Source organism: Vibrio owensii CAIM 1854 = LMG 25443 (assembly GCF_000817815.1).
GTDB lineage: Bacteria > Pseudomonadota > Gammaproteobacteria > Enterobacterales > Vibrionaceae > Vibrio > Vibrio owensii.
On record NZ_JPRD01000019.1, the window covers coordinates 26580 to 45545 of the forward strand.

Consider the following 18966-nt stretch of genomic DNA (forward strand, 5'->3'; position numbering starts at 1 on the left):
TATCCTAGAAAAACTTTTCATTATATATCCTTAGTCCAATGTAAATTCTTTTTTCCAATCAATAGCGTCTTCCCAATTAGGTTGCTTTTGTTTTCTCAAAACATAGTTACCCATTACCAAGTAGTCCATTTCAGTTCTCATAAAACATGCGTAAGCATTAGCCGGACTTTCTACAATAGGCTCCCCCCTCACATTGAAAGATGTATTGACTAATACAGGGCAGTCTGTTTTCGTATAGAACGCATTGAGTAGTTGATAAAAAATTGGGTTTCTATCTCTATTTATTGACTGAATTCTGGCACTGTTATCAACATGAGTGACTGCTGGAATGGTAGAGCGTCGCATCTTTAGGAGATCTAACCCTATAACGTCCGCATGACTACCCGACTTTACAAGCTTATTCTGGGCTACATCGTGGACAAGTAGCATATACGGACTTGGGCTCTCTGTTTCGAACCACTCAGATAATTTTTCTTCTAATACAACTGGAGCAAATGGTCTAAATGACTCTCGATTCTTGATTTTTAGGTTCATCTTCGACTGCATTTCAGGGTTTCTTGAATCACCGATGATAGAGCGATTACAAAGAGCTCGAGGCCCATACTCCATTTTCCCTTGGAACCAACCAATTACATTTCCGTCAGAAAGTAGCTGGGAGATATGATCGACAAGCTCTTCGTCATTAAGTAGCGAATACTTGGCATTTTGTGAGTCAAGGTATTCCCTTATTTGATCATTGTCATATGACGTTCCCAAATAACCACCCTTCATGTCATCTCTTTCACGACTTTTACGGCAAGTTGGGAAGCTGTTATTCCAACCCTCTAAAGCAGCACCTAAAGCACCGCCACTATCACCTGATGCAGGTTGAGCCCAGATTTGGTTAAAAATGTTGTGCCTCTCGAGGTTACCATTACTCACACAGTTGAGAGCAACACCACCGGATAAGCATAAATTAGTCTCACCTGTTATAGCTCTTAAATGATTAGCTATTTTGATCACAACATCTTCTAAAACTTTTTGAACTGAAGCTGCTAAATTAAACTCTCGTTCAGTTAATTGACTTTCAGGTTCCCTAGGTTCACCACCAAATAGTTTGTGAAATTTATCACTCGTCATACTATTACCAGTAGCGTAATCGAAATAACTCAGATCCAAACGGTAGCTGCCATCTTCGTTAATATCTATTAAGTTTGAAACAATATCGTTATAGAAAGTAGGTTTACCGTAAGGAGCAAGCCCCATCAACTTGTACTCTCCTGAGTCCACTTTAAAGCCGCAATAAGAAGTAAACGCTGAGTATAGAAGCCCTAAAGAGTGGGGATATCTAATCTCTAGCACTTTTTTAAGACCGGTAGCCGACCCAATCCAACCTGTTGTAGTTGCCCATTCTCCTACACCATCGATACACAGAACTGCAGCAGACTCGAAAGGACTTGGATAAAAAGCGGAAGCCGCGTGAGATTTGTGATGCTCGACATATTGAATTTCAGGTAGGTTCTCACTTACCTGAAAGCTTTTGAGCTCTTTCTTAATTTTTCTTTTTACATGCTTCTTATCTATCAACCAACGAGGGATATCTTTTGAAAAAGAACCTATCCCTTTTATTCCGAAGTTTGCACAAGTTGCTAATATCCTATCAAACTTAATATCAGGATCTTCGTAATAGAAAACCTGCTCAATATCATCTAGTGTCAATTCATAGTCATCAAGCAACCGACTTAATGCCAGTTTTGGGAAAGAACTGTCTTGTTTTAATCTAGAAAACCTCTCTTCCTGCATTGCGGAAACTATTTCGCCATTTTTAAGAAGAGCCACTGCACTATCATGGTAATAACATGATATTCCTAAATAATACTTATCCATAACTACATCCTATTCTTACAGTACAGCTACATTTCTAGTCGCCATAAACTCAGGTCTTGGCTCCTTTACGTCATTCAACATGTTGCTAACAGGGTTGTAGGACACTAACAATATTCCTCGATCCCAAGGAGATATATTGTAGCTAGATGCATGCAATATATTTGAATGAAAGATAATCACGCTTCCTTTTCGAGCCTCTAGTGGTACGATACTTGATTTTTCAACTCGGTCTTTTAAGTATTCTGTTGACAGTTGATATTTGAGCTTAGAAGATGTAGTAATCTCCCAGTTCTCCCCGCCTGTAAGCCCATTGTAAGGGTTCTGGTGTAAATCATCGGTAAGCTCATCTACATGAGTACCAGGAATAACCATCAGTGGCCCGTTAAATGCAGTCATATCATCAAGAAGAATACCTACAGTCAAAGAGTTTGCGCTAGGCATACCATCTTCTTTATTCCAGAACCAGTAGTCTGAGTGCCACTCCCACTTTTCACCTGAGAATGCTTTCTTAGTATTAATCTTATATTGATGAATATATATATCCTCTTCACCAAGCAATCGTTTTGCTGCATCAACGAGTAATTTTTTCCCGCCAAGTTGAGCAAAGTAGTCGCTTGATAAATGAGGACCGTTTAAACTTCTAACACTTGCTCCATCACTTTCCAATACGCGACCAGGTAAGGACTCATCAGCAGATATTTTATTAATTTCACGATATATTTCATCTATCTCTTTTTCAGAGAAAACAGAATCCTTAACTAAATACCCATTATCGTTATAACTATCAATATCTGAGTTACTAATTTTCATCATTTAAACTCCTTAAATACAGCTAGATAAACAAACCAATACCATAATTAAACATTATGATAAACAAATATTAGTAAGAAACTTCATATCCAATTAAAGTGAGGACACGATGCTAATATATTAAAACGCAATATGCAACAACACATTATCAACAAATCATTAACCATAAAAATCGACATTATTATCAATAGCCACCTAATAATAAAAAATCAAGAAAAACAAGAAAAAATAAGACTTACCTTCTCATAAGGTGTTTATTAACAGATGTAAAAACCTACAACATTATCAATAAAACATTAATGACATAATTGATTTTAAATAGCACTTAGACCTGAGCAAACCAAATTAAATTAGCAAAAACTACATTAGAAAATAAATTAAAACTTACCTACCAGAAAAACACTCATCCTCAATCATACATATCTACATTATTGTTACTAATGCACTTATGAGCTAGTGATAGTAATACTTGTAAAAACTATTGAGGTGTTTCATCTCAAATTAATGATAAAAATATCAAACAAAACAAATAGAAACACGACATACATCTTAATAAAAAGATTTGACAAGAATACACATAAAGGTACCATAACCGTGCTATCAAAAATAACTCATTGAATAACATGTACAAAGTCAACGATAAAGGAAGGCTTAGCGTAGGTGGCGTAGAGGGACACCTAATAGACCCCAATAGATACAACGCTTACAAGGCAGGAAGAAATTCAGCAAAGTTAGGTAAAACAAGAGATATCATTTACTCAGAAGAGAAAGAAAATTCATCGTGGATTAAAGGTTTTGACGACTATAACAAGAATATACATGCAAAAAGAAAAACCAACTTACCTATCGTCATTGTGTTGCGAATAACTATCACTCTATCAATATTTATTTACACTATTGTCAATATATTATAAGGTCAGTTGTGAAATTAGGTTTTTTTTTCTGTACAATGTACTCTTTGAGTATTGCAGTCTCAGGAGTGATAATCAATAGAATTGGTGGTAGTTGGCCAATAATGGTAACATTATTTTATACATCAATTATTACTAGCTTGTTCTTTATTCTTGCAGATATAAATAATTTCAAAAAAAACATATCATCCATCTATGATTCATCATTGTTATTTTTTATAGTTTCAATATCTATAGCTATTAATTGGTTTTCGGCATTCTATGTGATCATCAATACGTCTCCACATTATTTATTATCTCTCCACTTTCTTACATATGGCATCATTTCGACTCTGAAAAACAAACAAGTTGCTCGCTCTATTATAATAATTTTAGCCATTTTTCTATGCACCTATGCTGAAGAACAATCTAGTTCTTTGACTTTGTTTTTATCGATATTATCAGGTACAAGCAGCTATATCTATTTAGTTAGCTCATGTCGATTGTCAAGAGTCTCTTTGTTGAACGTAAAAGGGTTACTTTCAATAAGATATTACCTCCTTATCTTACTGTCACTATTTTCTATAAACATGAATAATGATACAAATCAACTTTTCATCAGTTTATCCGACCTAAAAATCCTATTCATAATATCTTTTTTGAACATGGTTATACCACTTTATTTCATGCAATCAGCTTTAGAAATGATAGGAGCAGATAGGACTAGTAAATATTTAACTCTTACACCGGTCGTGACATTTATTTCGGATGCAATTTTTAACTCTGAGTGGAACCCATTAATGTTCTCTTGCTGCCTAGGTGTATATTTTATACTAAACATAAAGACAGGCAAGTAAACATACCACCAAGCAACATGCAAAAACATAATTTTCAAATTGAAGCAGCTTTGTTTGCTAATTAGAGTTCAATTAAAAACGACGTTGTTGCCTAAATCAGTTGAACCTATTCCAAGTCCTGTGATCTGATCCTTTGTGATAGCTAGGACGGTGGTGACATGGATAAAGTGAAAAAGAAGATAGCTAACTGGACGGCGTACAATAAGGCTCTATGCGAACGTGGTTCGGTTACGTTCTGGATAGATGACTTAGCCATAGATGCATGGCAATGCAAAATCCATCATGGTAGCGTGGTAGAGGCTTCCAATACGCTGATATAGCGATTGAGCCTTGATGATTAAGGGGATCTTCTCTCTGTCATTGCGTGCTCTTCAAAGCTTAATCGAGTCTGTCTTAAAGTTTAAAGGTTTTTTCTGCCCAGTTAGGTGACCTTTCTTCGTCCACATAATTGACCTCCGGTCTAACTTTAGAAGTGGCCTTATTAAGTTTAGATGCGGCAAATTAAATCGCTATGCAATAAGGTAGCTGACAAATATTACAGACTAAAGCGGGTTAGAATCTTTGCCCTAGCTGATTTTGGGGCATTTTCTTGCTAGCGACTGCGCTGAGTATAAATTTTACGCAACGTCACTCGGTTAATCCCCAACATTCTCGCTGCTTTTGTCTGATTACCTCGGGTATGAAGTAAAAGCGTTTCTACGAGGGCAAATTTCAACTCAGGTAGCAAATGACTGACGTCAGGCTTTACGTGTTTTTTATCGGCTATGCCTGTCAATTCAAGCCCGTGCTTAACACATTGAACTACCTCGTCATAGCTCATGAATTTGGACTGGGTGTATAGAAAATAAATGGCTTTGAGTGAAGATAACTCAAAATGTTCCCCAAGAAATAGATTCTATTGATGATCGTCTCAATGTTGAAAATAAAGACGCGACACTAAACAAACCGAACTTCCATCCTGGTTAACCCCAACGACTTAACCAGGGTAGCCAAATGATCCATTCTCCATTTTCTGAGCGTATCCGTTCGCCCAGCTCGCACTGCATATTGTACTTGCTGCGTGAAGCTGACACTTGTTTGGGGTCTTCGACGACTCCTGAGCCAACCGCTTGAACTCCCCTTCTTTAATACGTTTCATGCAACAGACAAAACCTCATATTGATAATGACATTTCGCCATTATGTAACGGAGCTTGGTTTATTGTCTATCTTGTAAGAGGAGCAAGAGCTATGCTGATTTCTGGTGTATGGAAGAAAAAGGAAGTTGCGATGTAATCTGTTGATGCAGTTCTCCCCAGAACGATTAACAGATAGGAACACCGCATGACTGATAATACTGTTGTTTCACTGAATACACCACAAGACCCGCTTACAGAACTGATACGTCAAGGGGCTAGGGATTTGATTGCACAAGATGTTGAGGCTGAGCTTCAACAGTTACTTGCCCAACATCAGGATGCAATGGTTGACGGCAAACAAGCCATTGCCGCAACGGTTTCTTACCTGAACGAACATTGCAAGCTGGTGTCGGCGATGTCGAAGTGCAAATTCCCAAGGTTCGTGATCGCTCTGGTAATGGCGTCAAATTTAATAGCAGCTTGATACTACCTTACCTCAAGCGAACAAAGAGCGTTGCAACATTGCTCCCGTTACTCTATCTCAAGGGGATATCTACGGGTGATATGCTACCCGCCCTTGAGTCTCTGCTTGGTAAGGATGCGAGAGGCCTGTCAGCCAACAGCATCTGTCGCCTTAAAGAGCGCTGGTATGCAGAGTACGAACGGTAGCGTAAGCCTGACCTCGTAGGCGTCGCTATGTTTACGTTTGGGCTGACGGTGTTTACTGTCACGTTAGGATGGACGATAAGCTCTGCTTGCTCGTCATCATTGGTGTCGATGACACCAGACGCAAAGAAGTCCTTGGTGTTCTAAATGGTCATAGAGAGTCCGAAGCAAGTTGGACGAAACTCATTGAGCAGCTACGAGCACAAGGATTACAGTTAACACCGAAGCTCGCTATCGGAGATGGCGCGCTTGGCCTCTGGAAAGCTGTTGCTAAGTGTTGGTCTCAAACGGCTCAGCAACGCTGCTGGGTGCATAAGACAGCAAATGTGCTTAACAAGGTCCCCAAAAGCGTACAACCACGAATGAAGAGCACTGTCAGATATCTGGATGGCAGAAACTAGAGATGATGCTTATCACGCCCTCTCTACCTTCCAGAAACGCTTTGAAGCCAAGTATCCAAAGGCACCGACTGCTTGGTGAAAGATAAAACTGAAATGCTGGCGTTCTACGATTATCCAGCAGAGCACTGGGTTCATATCAGGACAACGAACCCAATAGAATCGATGTTCGCTTCATTGATGGAGTGAAAGAAATGGAGGTTCACCAACAGGCTACAGCATGACCTAGTCCTAAGGGAACAAGACTTCTTAAATTGTCCTTTTGAAGGGGTTTTTAATGATGAAAAATAATAGTACAAATAATGCGCGAATTGTCTATGAGTTTACTAAGTATCTCAAGGAAGCTAAGCGCTTAGATGACTCGACGATTGATGGCGTTCTTAAGTCAATTAATCGCTTTGAGGAATATACTGACTATATCGATTTCAAGAAATTTAGAGCTAAGCATGCTATCGGGTTCAAAAAACACCTACTAGACAAAAAATCTGTTTCTACAGGCGAAAGGTTGAGTAAGGCAACGGTGCTGACTGCAACTCGTCATTTGAAGTCATTTTTTAACTTTCTAGTCACGCAGAAAGGGTATCGGGCAAAAATCAGTGACAGCGATATTGAATATTTCAATTTGTCTGAAAAAGATACTCGTATTGCCAATGACAAGAGAAAAAGAAATGTAGCGACACTCGAACAATTAATGAAAGTCTTGGAGGAGATGCCTTGTTCTACGCCAATTGAAATGCGTAACAGAACTTTGATTGCTTTTGTCATTTTAACGGGGGCGCGAGATGGTGCAGTTGCTTCAGCAAAGATAAAGCATCTTGATCTCTCTGAACAAAGTTTTTATCAAGATGCGAGGGACGTTAATACCAAATTCAGTAAAACATTTGTTACGCACTTTTTCCCTGTTGGCTAACTGCCACTTGAGGTCTTGGCTGAATGGATTGATTACTTGGTACAGGAGCTTGGGTATAGGCAAAACTCTCCATTGTTTCCAAAAACTAAGTTGGCACACAACGGCAGGCAGCAATTTGAAGCTATTGGCTTACTTGGAGAGCATTGGAGTAATGCTAATCCAATTCGAAAAGCCTTTGCACAGGCCTTCGAGGCAGCTGGATTGCCTTACTTTAATCCTCATCGCTTCCGGAATACCTTGGTTCGACTAGGCGAAAAACTTTGCGGAACGCCTGAAGAGTTCAAAGCATGGAGCCAAAACTTAGGGCATGAAAGCGTACTGACCAGTTTTTACAGTTACGGTGATGTGCCTGAGAGTTATTACGAAAACTAGCCAAAGCAGCAGAGAGTACATCTCCAGAGATGGAGGAGCAGTTCAAGCAATTCATGCAGTTTCAACAAATGATGGGAAACAAGTAATACCCATCCAGTTAACTTAACCAAGCTGGTATCAAAAACATTCGTATATTGATACCAGATTTTATTCTATCTTGCGGGTATCATCAAAGTATGGTTGTGGATTTATGATACCAAAACTAAGAATTAGTAACCGATGCGTATATTTGCTTATTGTCGCGTTTCTACAACCGAGCAGTCTACAGAAAACCAAATCATTGCTATTCGTCAGAAAGGATATGAGGTTTCAGATTCCCGCGCCGTTAGCGAAACTGTATCTGGTTCAGTTGAAGCGATGAAGCGAGACAAGTTTCAGCTCTTGATAAACCATCAGATGGAAAGCGGCGATATGCTGGTGGTTTTAAAGTTAGACCGCTTAGGGCGAGATAACATCGACGTCCAAAATACTATCAATTTACTTACTGAGAAAGGCATAAAAGTCGTCTGTTTAGATTTACCGGTAGCTGACCTTTCAAGCGCTGAAGGAAAGCTGATGCTGCAAATGTTTTCTGCTTTTGCTGAGTTTGAACGCAACCGGATTCGAGAAAGAACTAGAGAGGGGCTTGAGCGAGCCAAAGCGCACGGTAAAAAGCTAGGTAGGCCAGTTGCTTGTGAAACCACTCGCTTGGTTCAGAAAAAGAAAGGTGAGGGGCTATCTCAGTCCAAAGTTGCAGAAAGTTTGGGGATAGGAATTGCAACTGTAAAACGGCATTGGAACAAATATATCACTGAGTAATCACCTTTTATCTAGATTCTGTTGCAGCGTTTGACTAACGTAGTATCAAAATTTCATTGCATGCAGTAGCATAGCTGTTGTGTGTGATTATATTTTGAAGGTTTATTAATGGAGTCACTAAGATCTGTAAATTTAACGCCAGAACAAAGAAAGTTGGCTTTAAATACCAAACCCATGAATCGAGTTATTCGCGGAGCGGCGGGCAGTGGGAAAACTACTAGTGCGTTGTTTTTACTAAAAGTTGGGTTGTTACACTACAAAACAATGAAGCGTCGAATAGGGGATACAACACCGATCAGAGCTGTTGTAATAACCTTTAACAAGACACTTAAAGCATATGTAGAATCGTTAGCACAAGAAATTGCTGATGATGTCGAGGTTGAGGTAGTTCATCTGGCGAAGTATATGATGGATAATTACCCTTATCTCAAAGATCATTCACTGCGTATTACTCCGGTGAAAATGAACATTCCTGCAGATGTGTTTGAGAAATCGCCTCTCTCTTATGAGCATACCCTAAATGAGATAGAGTATATTTTGGGCAGATATCGCCATGACGAGCTTGAGCAATATATTGAGCTTGAAAGCCCAAATCGGACAGACGAGTATTCAACTAATAGAGATATGCGTCGAGATTTCATAGAGCATGCCGTAAAACCTTATGTAGATTTCAAAGAGTCAAACAACTTCGTAGATCTGAACGACCTTGCTCAGTACTTCATAGCAAACAAGGTGGATTCATTCGAAGTATTAATAGCTGATGAGTGTCAAGATTTTTCGGCTAATGATCTTAGAGCGATAATTAATCAACTATCAGAGGATAGCTTTGGAACTTTTGTTATAGATACGGCACAAAAAATATACAAGAGAACATTCACATGGAAAGAAGTTGGCCTAAATATCCGTCCAGAAAATTCGTTCAGACTCGCAACTAATTATCGAAATACTAAAGAGATAGCGCACTTTGCTACCAGTTTGCTAGCAAGCGTCAAACTAGATCAGGACTCAACTCTTCCTGATAACTCGGATTGTGAGGCTGGTGGAGATTTGCCAACAATATTTCAAGGAAAGTTTCGTGATCAATTAGGCTTTGCGGTTCGCTACATCAAGGAGAATATTGATTTGAAGAAGGAAACAGTAGCCTTCTTACATAGAAAAGGATACGGGTACTTCAATTTTCTGCGCGATGAATTGAGGAGAGAAGGTCTATCTTTTTGCGAAATTACTAGTCAAAGTAGCTGGCCAGAAGGTACAGAAAACATTGCTTTATCTACACTGCACTCTGTCAAAGGGCTGGAGTTTGACCATGTATTCATGTTGGGTTTGGAAGATGAACATTTTAGCTACCTAAATCATGGGGATGATGGATATCAGGAAGCTTGTAGGCTTGTTGCAATGGGGATAACGAGAGCAAAACAAACAGTTATGCTAGGATACAAGCTAGAGACTAAACCTCTATTTATTGACGATTTTAGCTCAGATACTTATCACCTAGAGAGGGGCGAATGACAACCATAGATGAACTTGTTCAAGCAAGGGGAATTCGTGAAGTTTTGCACTTTAGCACCAATCATGGCTTGGTTGGTATGGCTTCCATGGGAGCCGCTATTTCGAGAGATCAGCTGAGCACTGACTCTAAGAGCCCTTTGGTTGCTCTCAATCCAAAAAATGCCAAATTCAGGTCTGATCCTGAGTGGTTAGGGTATATTAACTTATCTGTAAGTAGAATAAACTCAAGTTTTTTTGGTTACAGCAAAAGTTGGAAGCGTTCTCCCGATGACTACTGGGTGATCTTGTCGTTTAGTCCAGAAATCTTATCCCATGATGGGGTGGTTTTTGCCACTACTAACAATATATATCATGGCTCCTGCATCCGTGGTATTGGTTACTCAGGGCTAGAGAACTGTTTTGCTGATATTGTTATATCAAAGAAAAATAGCAGATTAGCTAGGCCAGACGGTTTTCCTGCGCAATGGACTACCTGCCAAGAGGCGGAAGTTTTGTATCCGAAAAGGCTACCGTTAGAGTATCTGCAGTGCATCTATGTTGAAGATGAGGAAACGTCTGATCAGGTATTAACAACCCTCGAGTTATTAACCGAGAGATCAGATTTCAACGTAATAATTAACCCAGATAAATTTAAGGGCGATTGAAGTGAGTACATCTAGACATCAAGCAACGTTACGTTCCGCATTATGGGCAGCTTATGGTGATGCTCTCGGCTTTATGACTGAATTAGCTAAGGATAAACAAGGGGTTAAGCATAGGACTGGGCGAGAAAAAGTCACTGAGCTGCTTCCTTGGCGGCGTATGATTGGAGGTATCTATGGGGCTAGCGTAGAACTCTGCTCCGGTTGCTATTCTGACGATACACAACTTAGACTTTCCACGTCTCGAGCAATCAACAAGTATGGTTTCTTTGATGTAGAAGCATTTGCAAAGTTTGAGCTCACTGTGTGGCAGTCATACGCATTAGGTGCGGGACGTGGAACTAAAGCAGCAACTCAATCGCTTACTCAGAAAAATAGAAACTGGTTCAATAATTTTTACGCCATAAAGAATAGTGATTATACGAACGGTGGTGGTAATGGTGCAGCAATGCGCATACAACCGCATGTATGGGCCGCTCAAACACTATCGAACGCAGAATCGTTTCTTATCGACGTAGTGAAAAATAGTATTACAACACACGGCCACCCTAGAGGGATTGCTGGAGCGGTTTTTCATGCAGCCGCTTTAGCATCACTATTAAATGGAAATTCGGTTACATACGACCAACTCAAGCAGATAGCTGTATCGTGTCAAGATATTCCAAAATTAATTTTATCCGATGATTACCTTTCAAGCATGTGGCTGCCTGAATGGGAGGAAAAAAGTGCAGTTGATATCCAGACCGCATTTAAAATAGTGTCGGATGAGTTACTCGTAGACTTATCTATTGTGGAGCCTTGGGTAAATAGCGATGCTTTGGCATATGATAGTTTGATTACTAGTCTGCAGTTAGATAAACCTGACTTGAGAGGTTCTGGTACAAAGACAGCGTTAATCGCTTCTTTGCTGACGCTAAAGTTACCTAACATTCATATTCAAGACATCTTGGTTGAGATAGTAAATAACATTGATACTGATACTGATACTATAGCAACAATGTTTGGGGCTCTTGGTGGGGTGATTACAAGTGACTTACCTTCAGAAGAGGTACAGGATCAGGCTTACATTCAACAAGATGCCGAAAGGCTTTATTGGCTGTCTCAAGGAAAGGAGTTTGAGGGATTTGTTTATCCTAATTTAACTCAGTGGTCTCCAGAGAGAAGTGCTATCTCCAATACGACCCTCGAAAATAATATTTATAATTTGAATGGGTTTGGGCAAATTGTACCTAAAGGTAAGCCATTTAATGGTAGACAAAAAAGTTTTTCTTATCAGTGGTTTGACGTTGTATTGTCTGGATTTCAGGTATTGCTGAAAATTAAGCGTCAAGATGCGCTAGATTATGATTCTGATAATAACTCGATACCATCCCAAAGTGACAGCCAATCAGAAAGCGTAGAGAACGCAGTTTTAACGAGAGCGCCTCGGCAAGAGTCATTGCAATTTGATTTTCCTCAAGACAATGCTCGGAACGACATAAGTATCGATTCTCTTACGAAAGAAGCTATTCAAAGCCAATTCAATCCGCAAGTTATTGGGGAGCACATTCTATTGCTTTCGCAAAAGAGAGAACTGGCGATCGAGTCAGTTATAAGCTATAGCTCAATTGTTGCTAAAGCAAAGATCAGTAGAGATCAAAAAATTAATCATAGATAGTTGAGTTAAGCAGGTTCTCTGATCAGGTATGGGGCGCTGTCGTTGAGTTGAGGCTAGTAACAGATGGGTTGCACTAGCTTCAATTCTAGTTTTTTACATTTAAAGAACTTGGTTAGTGGCGCTTCATACCAATAACTTTTAATTGCTTAGTGCCGGTTACTGATAGGCTGCCTCTCGCAGCCTCTTTTATATGCTCACCCCACCAGCACATCATCGGTCGACGACGTTCTAGGTAGTCTGTTCGGTTATAGGCGCTACGAACCTGATTATCATCAACGTGAGCTAAAGCTGATTCGATTAAGTCAGACTCAAAACCCTGCTCATTGAGTGTAGTACTTGCGAGGGAACGTAGACCATGGCTAACGAGTCTTCCGGCGAAACCCATACGCTTTAGTGCCATATTTGCTGTTTGGCTATTGCATGGTTTCTTAGGATCTCTGTCAGAAGGGAATATAAATTCTCGATGTCCACTTATAGGTTTTATTACCTCAAGCAATTCAAGCATCTGCTCGGTGAGCGGAATACGATGCTCTCTGCGTTTTTTCATTCTTTCCGCTGGAATTACCCACACTTTCTCATCTAGATCAATCTCATCCCAACGAGCTCCGGAAGCTTCACTAGGGCGTGTCATAGTGTGTAATTGCCACTCAATCAAGCATCGGGTGGTGCGTTTTATGCTGGCGTTGGCAATGGTTGACATGAGTTCAGGAAGCTCAGTCGGAGTAAGCGCAGCCATGTTCTCTTTCTTAGGCTTTTTGAAGGCGGCTTTAATGCCTGTCAGAGGGTTGGCATGGGTGAGACCACAGTTCGTGGCGAAATTCATGATCTCATTAAGACGCTGAGCTAGTCGTTTTACGGTTTCTAAGCTGCCTTTCGCTTCGATAGGTTTCAGTAGCTCAATTACTTGCGGTGCTGTGATTTCTCTTACTGGTATTGCTCCCAAGCTAGCGAAAATATGTAGTTCCAGAGAGCGCCAGATATCAACGGCGTAATCTGCGGTTACATCCCCTTTTTTGATTTCAAACCATTCGTTAGCGACATTGAAGAAAGTGTGCTGGTGGATAGCCTTGTGCTCTTGCTGTTCCCGTTTACGCTTTTCTTGTGGGTCGATACCCTCTGCCAGAAGTTCTTTGGCTTCCATTGTCGCTTTGCGAGCTTTTGCTAAGGGTAGGTCTGGGTATTTACCTAGACTTAAGTTAGCACGCTTTCGGCTATTGGGGCGGTAGTAGTTTAAAATCCAATGCTTGGAGCCGTTAGGTTTCACTCTTAAGCGAAGGCCATCACCATCAAAAAGGTTGTATTCCTTCTCCTGTTGCTTGGCTGCTTTGATTTCCTTGTCGGTCAGTCTACTTGTAGTTTTTGCCATTATGGGTACACCAAATTAATAAACTTTAGATAGTGTACCCACGGATGTACCCATAATGCAAAGAAGTTATAGGATGTTAAAAAACACTAAAGGATGCTAAGTTATTGATTTTGCTGAGTTGAAGGCAATAAAAAAGACGCCCTAGGACGTCTTTAATATGATAATTGGTGGAGCTGGCGGGAGGTAAACCCAACGTCCTCTTTTTTATTGCCAAATCAGTAGGTTATGAATGCGATATTTGGTTAAAAAATCAGCTTTAGTACCTCAATTCTGTACCATATTAGTACTCATTTCTATACTCTTTTTAGGTAAGAGCTAGCACACATTTCTGTGTCCGATGTGCCTTCGGTTCAGTTCCCCTATTGGGAGTTGAACTGCCGTCCCATAATTGCGTGGGTTACCAAGGAACTACAAACAGACTCTAGCCTTTGTATGAACCTCGAAAAAGAACAGTGGTCTTGATTTTTTTTGTTTAAACTTCTGATTTAATTAAATTTAGTTCTTGGTTTTGCGTGGTGGCTCTATAGTTCTTAGTAATTCTGAATGAAACTAAGAATTCTTAAAATGGGTTGTCGAAAACTTAAATTATTTTTTGAAAAAATAGGGTGGGGAACTTGCCCTTATTCGGTTGATTGCCTAGAACCATTCAGAGCTTAAAACTAATACTAAGCTTGCTTTTTACACGAAAAGCGCTTCAGCGATGAACTTAGAAAGTTGTAAGGGATTGTACCTATTAAGGTTATTTGATTTTACTCGCTTACATAGCGGTAAATTGATTGGGTAGAGGTTTTCTACAGTAGTTTGCGAACCTATGAATTGATAATTAAAAAATCAACAAACTATCTAAGCTTTGATTGCTCTAATGAAAAAAAAGAACGCCCACCCATTGTTGGTTAATTTTCTTATACCCTCATGATGTAGTTTTTCTGAGTTCATTTCAGTATGACCGCCAAGAGTATACTGAAATGAACTTAAGCAGGGGGATTGTTGTTTCTAATTAGGTGGCAATTGTTCGTTGCGAGCAGAGGTTTTCTGGCCTTGTTGAACCTTGTAAGGGGGACGCTAGCTATTCAGGCTAAGGGGTTAGCCTTGGAGTATCTGTTACAAATCAAAATACTAGTCTTGTGGTTAGCTATCAAAGTTCCAACTCTACGGGTTCTAAAGTGATGCCGCATTAGCTGTTATGCATTTAGGTGTCTTTGCCCCATTCGTTTTGAGTCCTATTTTTCGAACAAGCAAATAGTAGTTAATGTGACTTTCAGATATACTACTAATGTAAGTAAATCAACATAACTTAGAGTTCCTATGGCTAGTTCAAATCACATAAAAGCGCTCATGCAGTCGCATATTGATAAGGATGACGATAGATTTTTATCTATTGCGCTCCAAGTCGCTGCGCATGAGGCTAGAAATGGACATGGGAAGCTTGCTCAAGAACTTAAAGGTTTAGTTGATAAAGCTCGTCAAAAGAGCTTAGAAAACTCACCTATATCAATAGCAAGTGGAGTTAAAGACTCAACAGGTTTGTTGACTACTCATTACCCTAAACTGCGATTTGGGGAGCTTGTTGTATCTGAAAATGTTAAGGCTAGACTTGAGCGTATTGTTCGAGAACAAAGACATTTGGTTACACTGAAAAATCATGGTTTATCCCCAAGGAAAAAGCTCCTTCTTGCAGGTAAACCTGGCACAGGTAAGACATTTACAGCATCAGTTTTAGCTGGAGAACTGAATTATCCTTTGTTTGAAGTCAGATTGGATGCAGTGATAACTAAATACCTTGGTGAATCCTCTGCTAAGCTGCGACAAATCTTTGATTCAATTCGAGAAGTTAGAGGAGTATACTTCTTTGATGAATTCGATGCTTTGGGCTCTCATCGTGCTTCATCAAATGATGTTGGTGAAGCTCGCCGTATCCTGAACAGTTTTTTGCAAATGATAGAGCAAGACGAATCTAACAGTGTCATTGTTTGTGCTACTAACCATATTGAAGCACTAGATCACGCATTGTTTAGGCGCTTTGATGATGTCATCCGATACGAGTTACCGTCTGAAGATGAAATTATTGCATTATTCAAGTCTCGTTTACGCACTTATGTTGCAAAAGGCTTTTCATGGAAAAAGTTAGCTCAGGTAGCCGAAGGTTTAAGTAATGCAGAAATAACGCTTGCTGCTAATGATGCTATCAAAGAGATGTTAATACACGATCAAGCTTCGATTTCTATATCAATGCTTAAGATCGCAATTGAAGATAGGAAGCATATTAGCCAGCAGTTCACCAACTAAGGACGCTGAATGCCGAATCATGCCTTCAATAAGCCCCATTTCTTTCTAGATTCTACAGTTACATCGCAAAACTTCACTACGCCAGTCGGTGGCGGTGGTGGTTCTGTTGAAATACCTTTCAGAAATAGACCTCAGCACAGTGGAAAGCTTAGGGGAGATTTAGCTACTGTTTCGGCCAGTTTTGATGATGTTAAAGAGAGTGCTGTTGATATCTCTTTGCAAATGGGAATTGGTGTTCAAGTTGAATTTGAAAGTTACCCTGGAGTTGAACTGTCAGTTGAAAGCTTAGCTAACGCCACTCAAGGCATCGATTTGCATAACGTTAAGACCTTGTCTTGTGAAGACAAAACTAAGACGATAGCCACTGTTTTTATTCCAGATGGTAAGCTTAGTTTCTTTGAGAAAAAGCTTGAAGATTACGTTAGTTATAAAAAGAACAGACACGGAAAACCTTTAGACAATCAAAAATTGATTGACGCGATTCAAGCTATCTATACAGCAAGCTTTCAATCAGTCTGGTCAGATGATGATGCCTTATTGCCCGAAAGTGAAGAGGATATAGTATGGTGGGAAGTATGGCTATCGACTCCGAAGCGAAGTAGAGAAACCGCCAGCGTTCACGAAGAAATATTAGCTGATTTCACTTCCATTGCCATGAAGCTAGGTGTCGAAGTTTCCCAATACCGTATGAGATTTCCAGAACATACTATTATCCAAGTTAAAGCATCTAAGTCTCAACTATCTGGTAGCTCTTTGCTATTAAGTCGAGTTGCTGAGATTCGAGCTCCTCGGGTTACAGCAGAGTTTTTCGATTCCTCTACGCCTGTTGAGCAAGCTCAGTGGTCACAAGATCTTTTAGACAGGCTAAAGCAGTCGAATAATGGTAATGAGCCATATGTTTGTATTCTTGACACTGGAGTCAATGTAGAACACCCACTCTTGGCACCTTTTGCTAAGACAACTGATCAACTTACGGTCACTTATGACAGAGTTCCTGTTGATAGCCATGGACATGGGACTGGAATGGCAGGTTTAGCTATATGGGGTGATCTCACTGAAGTTCTAAGTGGCAATGGTGAGGTATCAGTTCATCATAAACTTGAGTCTGTTAAAGTAATTGAAAATGATGGCGACAATAAGGATAAACCTCTAGGGCTTGTAACATCAGATGCGGTTTCAACAGCGCTTATCGCGAATCCAGGAAGAGATAGAGTATTTTCAATGTCTCTATCTTCGAATACGCCTTCAGATAGAGGAAGAGCATCCTCTTGGTCTACGGCTCTAGACGCCCTTGCTGCTGACTCATTTAACTGTGGGGATACTCCTTGCTTGTTTACAGTGTGTGCTGGCAATGCTCAGTTTAATTGCTTCGCTCCTAGTGACTATCCATACCCAGAGTATAACCAAGTTCAAGGGGTATCAGATCCAGCTCAAGCTTGGAATGTCGTAACAGTTGGTGCATATACTAGTAAAACTACTCTAACGGAGTCTGGTGATCACTATCCACTAGCAAGTTGTGGTGGAATCTCTCCGCATACAACAACCTCTTTAACTTGGGATAGAAGTAACGCTCCCGTCAAGCCAGAGGTTGTTTTTGAGGGCGGCAATATAGGGAAAAGTGAGCTTGATTACAGAGATGATTTGTATGATTTGCATCTTTTGACCACTCATAACGATTTTTCTCAAAGACATTACCAAACTAGTTATGCTACTAGTGCCGCTACTGCTTTGGCAGCCCGATTTGCAGCACAAGTAAAAGCGCATCACTCAGGCCTATGGCCTGAAACCGTCCGAGCTCTCATGATTCATTCAGCAGATTGGACAGATGAAATGTTCAAGTTGATATCTGCGAATCGCAATGACAAATCAGTCAGAAAGGGTGATATGGTAAATCTTACTAGGATGGTAGGTTTCGGCGTCCCTAATCTTGATAAAGCTCTTTGGAGTGCTAATAACTCTCTGTCTATGGTTGTGCAGAATGAAATACAACCATTCCATAAAGATGGCAGTTCTATTAAAACAAAAGATATGCATCTTTATGAGCTTCCATGGACAAAGGATGCTCTATTAGACTTGGGCGATACAGAAGTGGAGCTCACAGTAACGTTATCCTATTTTGTAGAGCCTAACCCTTCTAGTCGAAACATTCTAAACAAATATAGCTATGCGAGTCATCAACTACGCTTTGATGTAAAAAGACCATTAGAGTCGGCAACTGACTTTCAAAAACGAGTGAATAAGGCTAATAGAGCTTCAAAAATTGACAAGCCTACCTCAACGGATGACTCGAATTGGCGAATTGGGAGTGATAATCGACATAAAGGTTCTATCCATAAGGATATATGGCGTGGAACTGCCGCTGAATTAGCAGAGCGTGGTCAAATTGCTATCTACCCTGCAAGTGGATGGTGGAAAACTCGTACGACACAGAATCGTTGGGAATCTAACGCACGCTACGCATTGGTCGTTTCGATAGCTGCGCCTGAAGCTGATATTGATATATATACCGAGGTAGATACTAAGATCGCAGCAATGGCAGCGGCTAAAGCAGTTGTAACAGCTTGACGATTTGTTTGTTGGAGAGTTAAAGGTAATAGCGCTATGTTAGACATTGTGAACTATAGAGTCCGACTCTCCTTATTTAAACGTTAACGCATCTTGAACCAACTCGTTAACTTCAGCCGCATCTGCGGCTGGAAAAATTGGTCGATTACCAAGATGCGAGTCAATAGCTTGTAAATGAAAACCATTTAATCATCCCGAGTTTAATTGCTCTTGTTCTAATTAACTAAACATATTGAACATAAGTTTAGTTGGTAGATA

Annotated in this window: 16 protein-coding genes and 2 pseudogenes; 13 read left to right on the forward strand and 5 right to left on the reverse strand. The window is 40.1% G+C overall.

Translation table 11 applies throughout. From position 1 onward, the window contains the following. Positions 1 to 30: 30 nt before the first annotated feature. Positions 31 to 1866, reverse strand: coding sequence for a carbamoyltransferase family protein (locus tag H735_RS12145; RefSeq protein WP_020197964.1), 1836 nt, complete (start codon positions 1864 to 1866; stop codon positions 31 to 33). A gap of 15 nt (positions 1867 to 1881) precedes the next feature. After that, positions 1882 to 2679, reverse strand: coding sequence for a phytanoyl-CoA dioxygenase family protein (locus tag H735_RS12150; protein ID WP_020197963.1), 798 nt, complete (start codon positions 2677 to 2679; stop codon positions 1882 to 1884). Between the two features lie 620 nt (positions 2680 to 3299). On the opposite strand from H735_RS12150, the gene H735_RS12155 reads away from it, so the two are divergent. Both H735_RS12155 and H735_RS30045 read left to right on the forward strand, forming a co-directional pair. Continuing rightward, a complete protein-coding gene (locus tag H735_RS12155; RefSeq protein ID WP_020197962.1) occupies positions 3300 to 3590 on the forward strand; it encodes a hypothetical protein in 291 nt (96 codons plus the stop codon). 991 nt (positions 3591 to 4581) lie between these two features. After that, a pseudogene (locus H735_RS30045) lies at positions 4582 to 4822 on the forward strand (transposase); the annotation flags it as partial. 193 nt (positions 4823 to 5015) lie between these two features. On the opposite strand, the gene H735_RS30050 reads toward H735_RS30045, so the two are convergent. Then, a complete protein-coding gene (locus H735_RS30050) occupies positions 5016 to 5243 on the reverse strand; it encodes a helix-turn-helix domain-containing protein (RefSeq protein ID WP_042979941.1) in 228 nt (75 codons plus the stop codon). Positions 5244 to 5399: 156 nt separating this feature from the next. Continuing rightward, positions 5400 to 5561: a hypothetical protein gene (locus H735_RS30055; RefSeq protein ID WP_227741571.1), complete on the reverse strand. Its 162-nt coding sequence runs from the start codon at positions 5559 to 5561 to the stop codon at positions 5400 to 5402. A 184-nt stretch (positions 5562 to 5745) separates the two neighbouring features. On the opposite strand from H735_RS30055, the gene H735_RS31635 reads away from it, so the two are divergent. The 9 genes and pseudogenes from H735_RS31635 to H735_RS12200 all read left to right on the forward strand — a co-directional run bounded on the left by H735_RS31635 (position 5746) and on the right by H735_RS12200 (position 12491). After that, a complete protein-coding gene (locus tag H735_RS31635; RefSeq protein WP_020197961.1) occupies positions 5746 to 6024 on the forward strand; it encodes a hypothetical protein in 279 nt (92 codons plus the stop codon). Continuing rightward, positions 5937 to 6209 (forward strand): transposase, encoded by a 273-nt coding sequence (locus tag H735_RS31885; protein WP_337588575.1) that lies wholly within the window; start codon positions 5937 to 5939, stop codon positions 6207 to 6209. The genes H735_RS31635 and H735_RS31885 overlap by 88 nt, the downstream gene beginning before the upstream one ends. Positions 6210 to 6277: 68 nt before the next feature. Further along, positions 6278 to 6793, forward strand: a pseudogene (locus tag H735_RS31890) (transposase). An 88-nt stretch (positions 6794 to 6881) separates the two neighbouring features. After that, positions 6882 to 7514 carry a tyrosine-type recombinase/integrase gene (locus H735_RS31640; RefSeq protein WP_020197682.1) on the forward strand — a complete coding sequence of 211 codons (633 nt, stop codon included), beginning with the start codon at positions 6882 to 6884 and terminating at the stop codon, positions 7512 to 7514. Positions 7515 to 7529: 15 nt separating this feature from the next. Further along, positions 7530 to 7886 carry a site-specific integrase gene (locus H735_RS31645; protein ID WP_227741565.1) on the forward strand — a complete coding sequence of 119 codons (357 nt, stop codon included), beginning with the start codon at positions 7530 to 7532 and terminating at the stop codon, positions 7884 to 7886. 219 nt (positions 7887 to 8105) lie between these two features. Further along, the gene (locus tag H735_RS12185; protein ID WP_020197680.1) at positions 8106 to 8684 is read left to right on the forward strand and encodes a recombinase family protein; all 579 of its coding nucleotides are present in this window, start codon (positions 8106 to 8108) and stop codon (positions 8682 to 8684) included. Positions 8685 to 8792: 108 nt separating this feature from the next. Further along, positions 8793 to 10193 (forward strand): 3'-5' exonuclease, encoded by a 1401-nt coding sequence (locus H735_RS12190; RefSeq protein ID WP_020197679.1) that lies wholly within the window; start codon positions 8793 to 8795, stop codon positions 10191 to 10193. Then, a complete protein-coding gene (locus H735_RS12195; protein ID WP_020197678.1) occupies positions 10190 to 10837 on the forward strand; it encodes a DarT ssDNA thymidine ADP-ribosyltransferase family protein in 648 nt (215 codons plus the stop codon). Before H735_RS12190 ends, H735_RS12195 begins: the two co-directional genes overlap by 4 nt. A 1-nt stretch (position 10838) precedes the next feature. Continuing rightward, the gene (locus H735_RS12200) at positions 10839 to 12491 is read left to right on the forward strand and encodes an ADP-ribosylglycohydrolase family protein (protein ID WP_020197677.1); all 1653 of its coding nucleotides are present in this window, start codon (positions 10839 to 10841) and stop codon (positions 12489 to 12491) included. A gap of 112 nt (positions 12492 to 12603) precedes the next feature. On the opposite strand, the gene H735_RS12205 is transcribed toward H735_RS12200, so the two are convergent. Further along, entirely contained in the window at positions 12604 to 13857 is a 1254-nt protein-coding gene (locus H735_RS12205; protein WP_020197676.1) for an integrase domain-containing protein, read from the reverse strand. Positions 13858 to 15162: 1305 nt separating this feature from the next. Between H735_RS12205 and H735_RS12210 the strand changes: the two genes are divergently transcribed. Next, complete coding sequence (locus H735_RS12210) at positions 15163 to 16143, forward strand: AAA family ATPase (protein ID WP_020197675.1); 981 nt, start codon at positions 15163 to 15165, stop codon at positions 16141 to 16143. A gap of 9 nt (positions 16144 to 16152) precedes the next feature. Beyond that, on the forward strand, positions 16153 to 18708 hold the full coding sequence (locus H735_RS12215; RefSeq protein WP_020197674.1) for a S8 family peptidase: 2556 nt from the start codon (positions 16153 to 16155) through the stop codon (positions 18706 to 18708). Positions 18709 to 18966 lie beyond the last annotated feature (258 nt).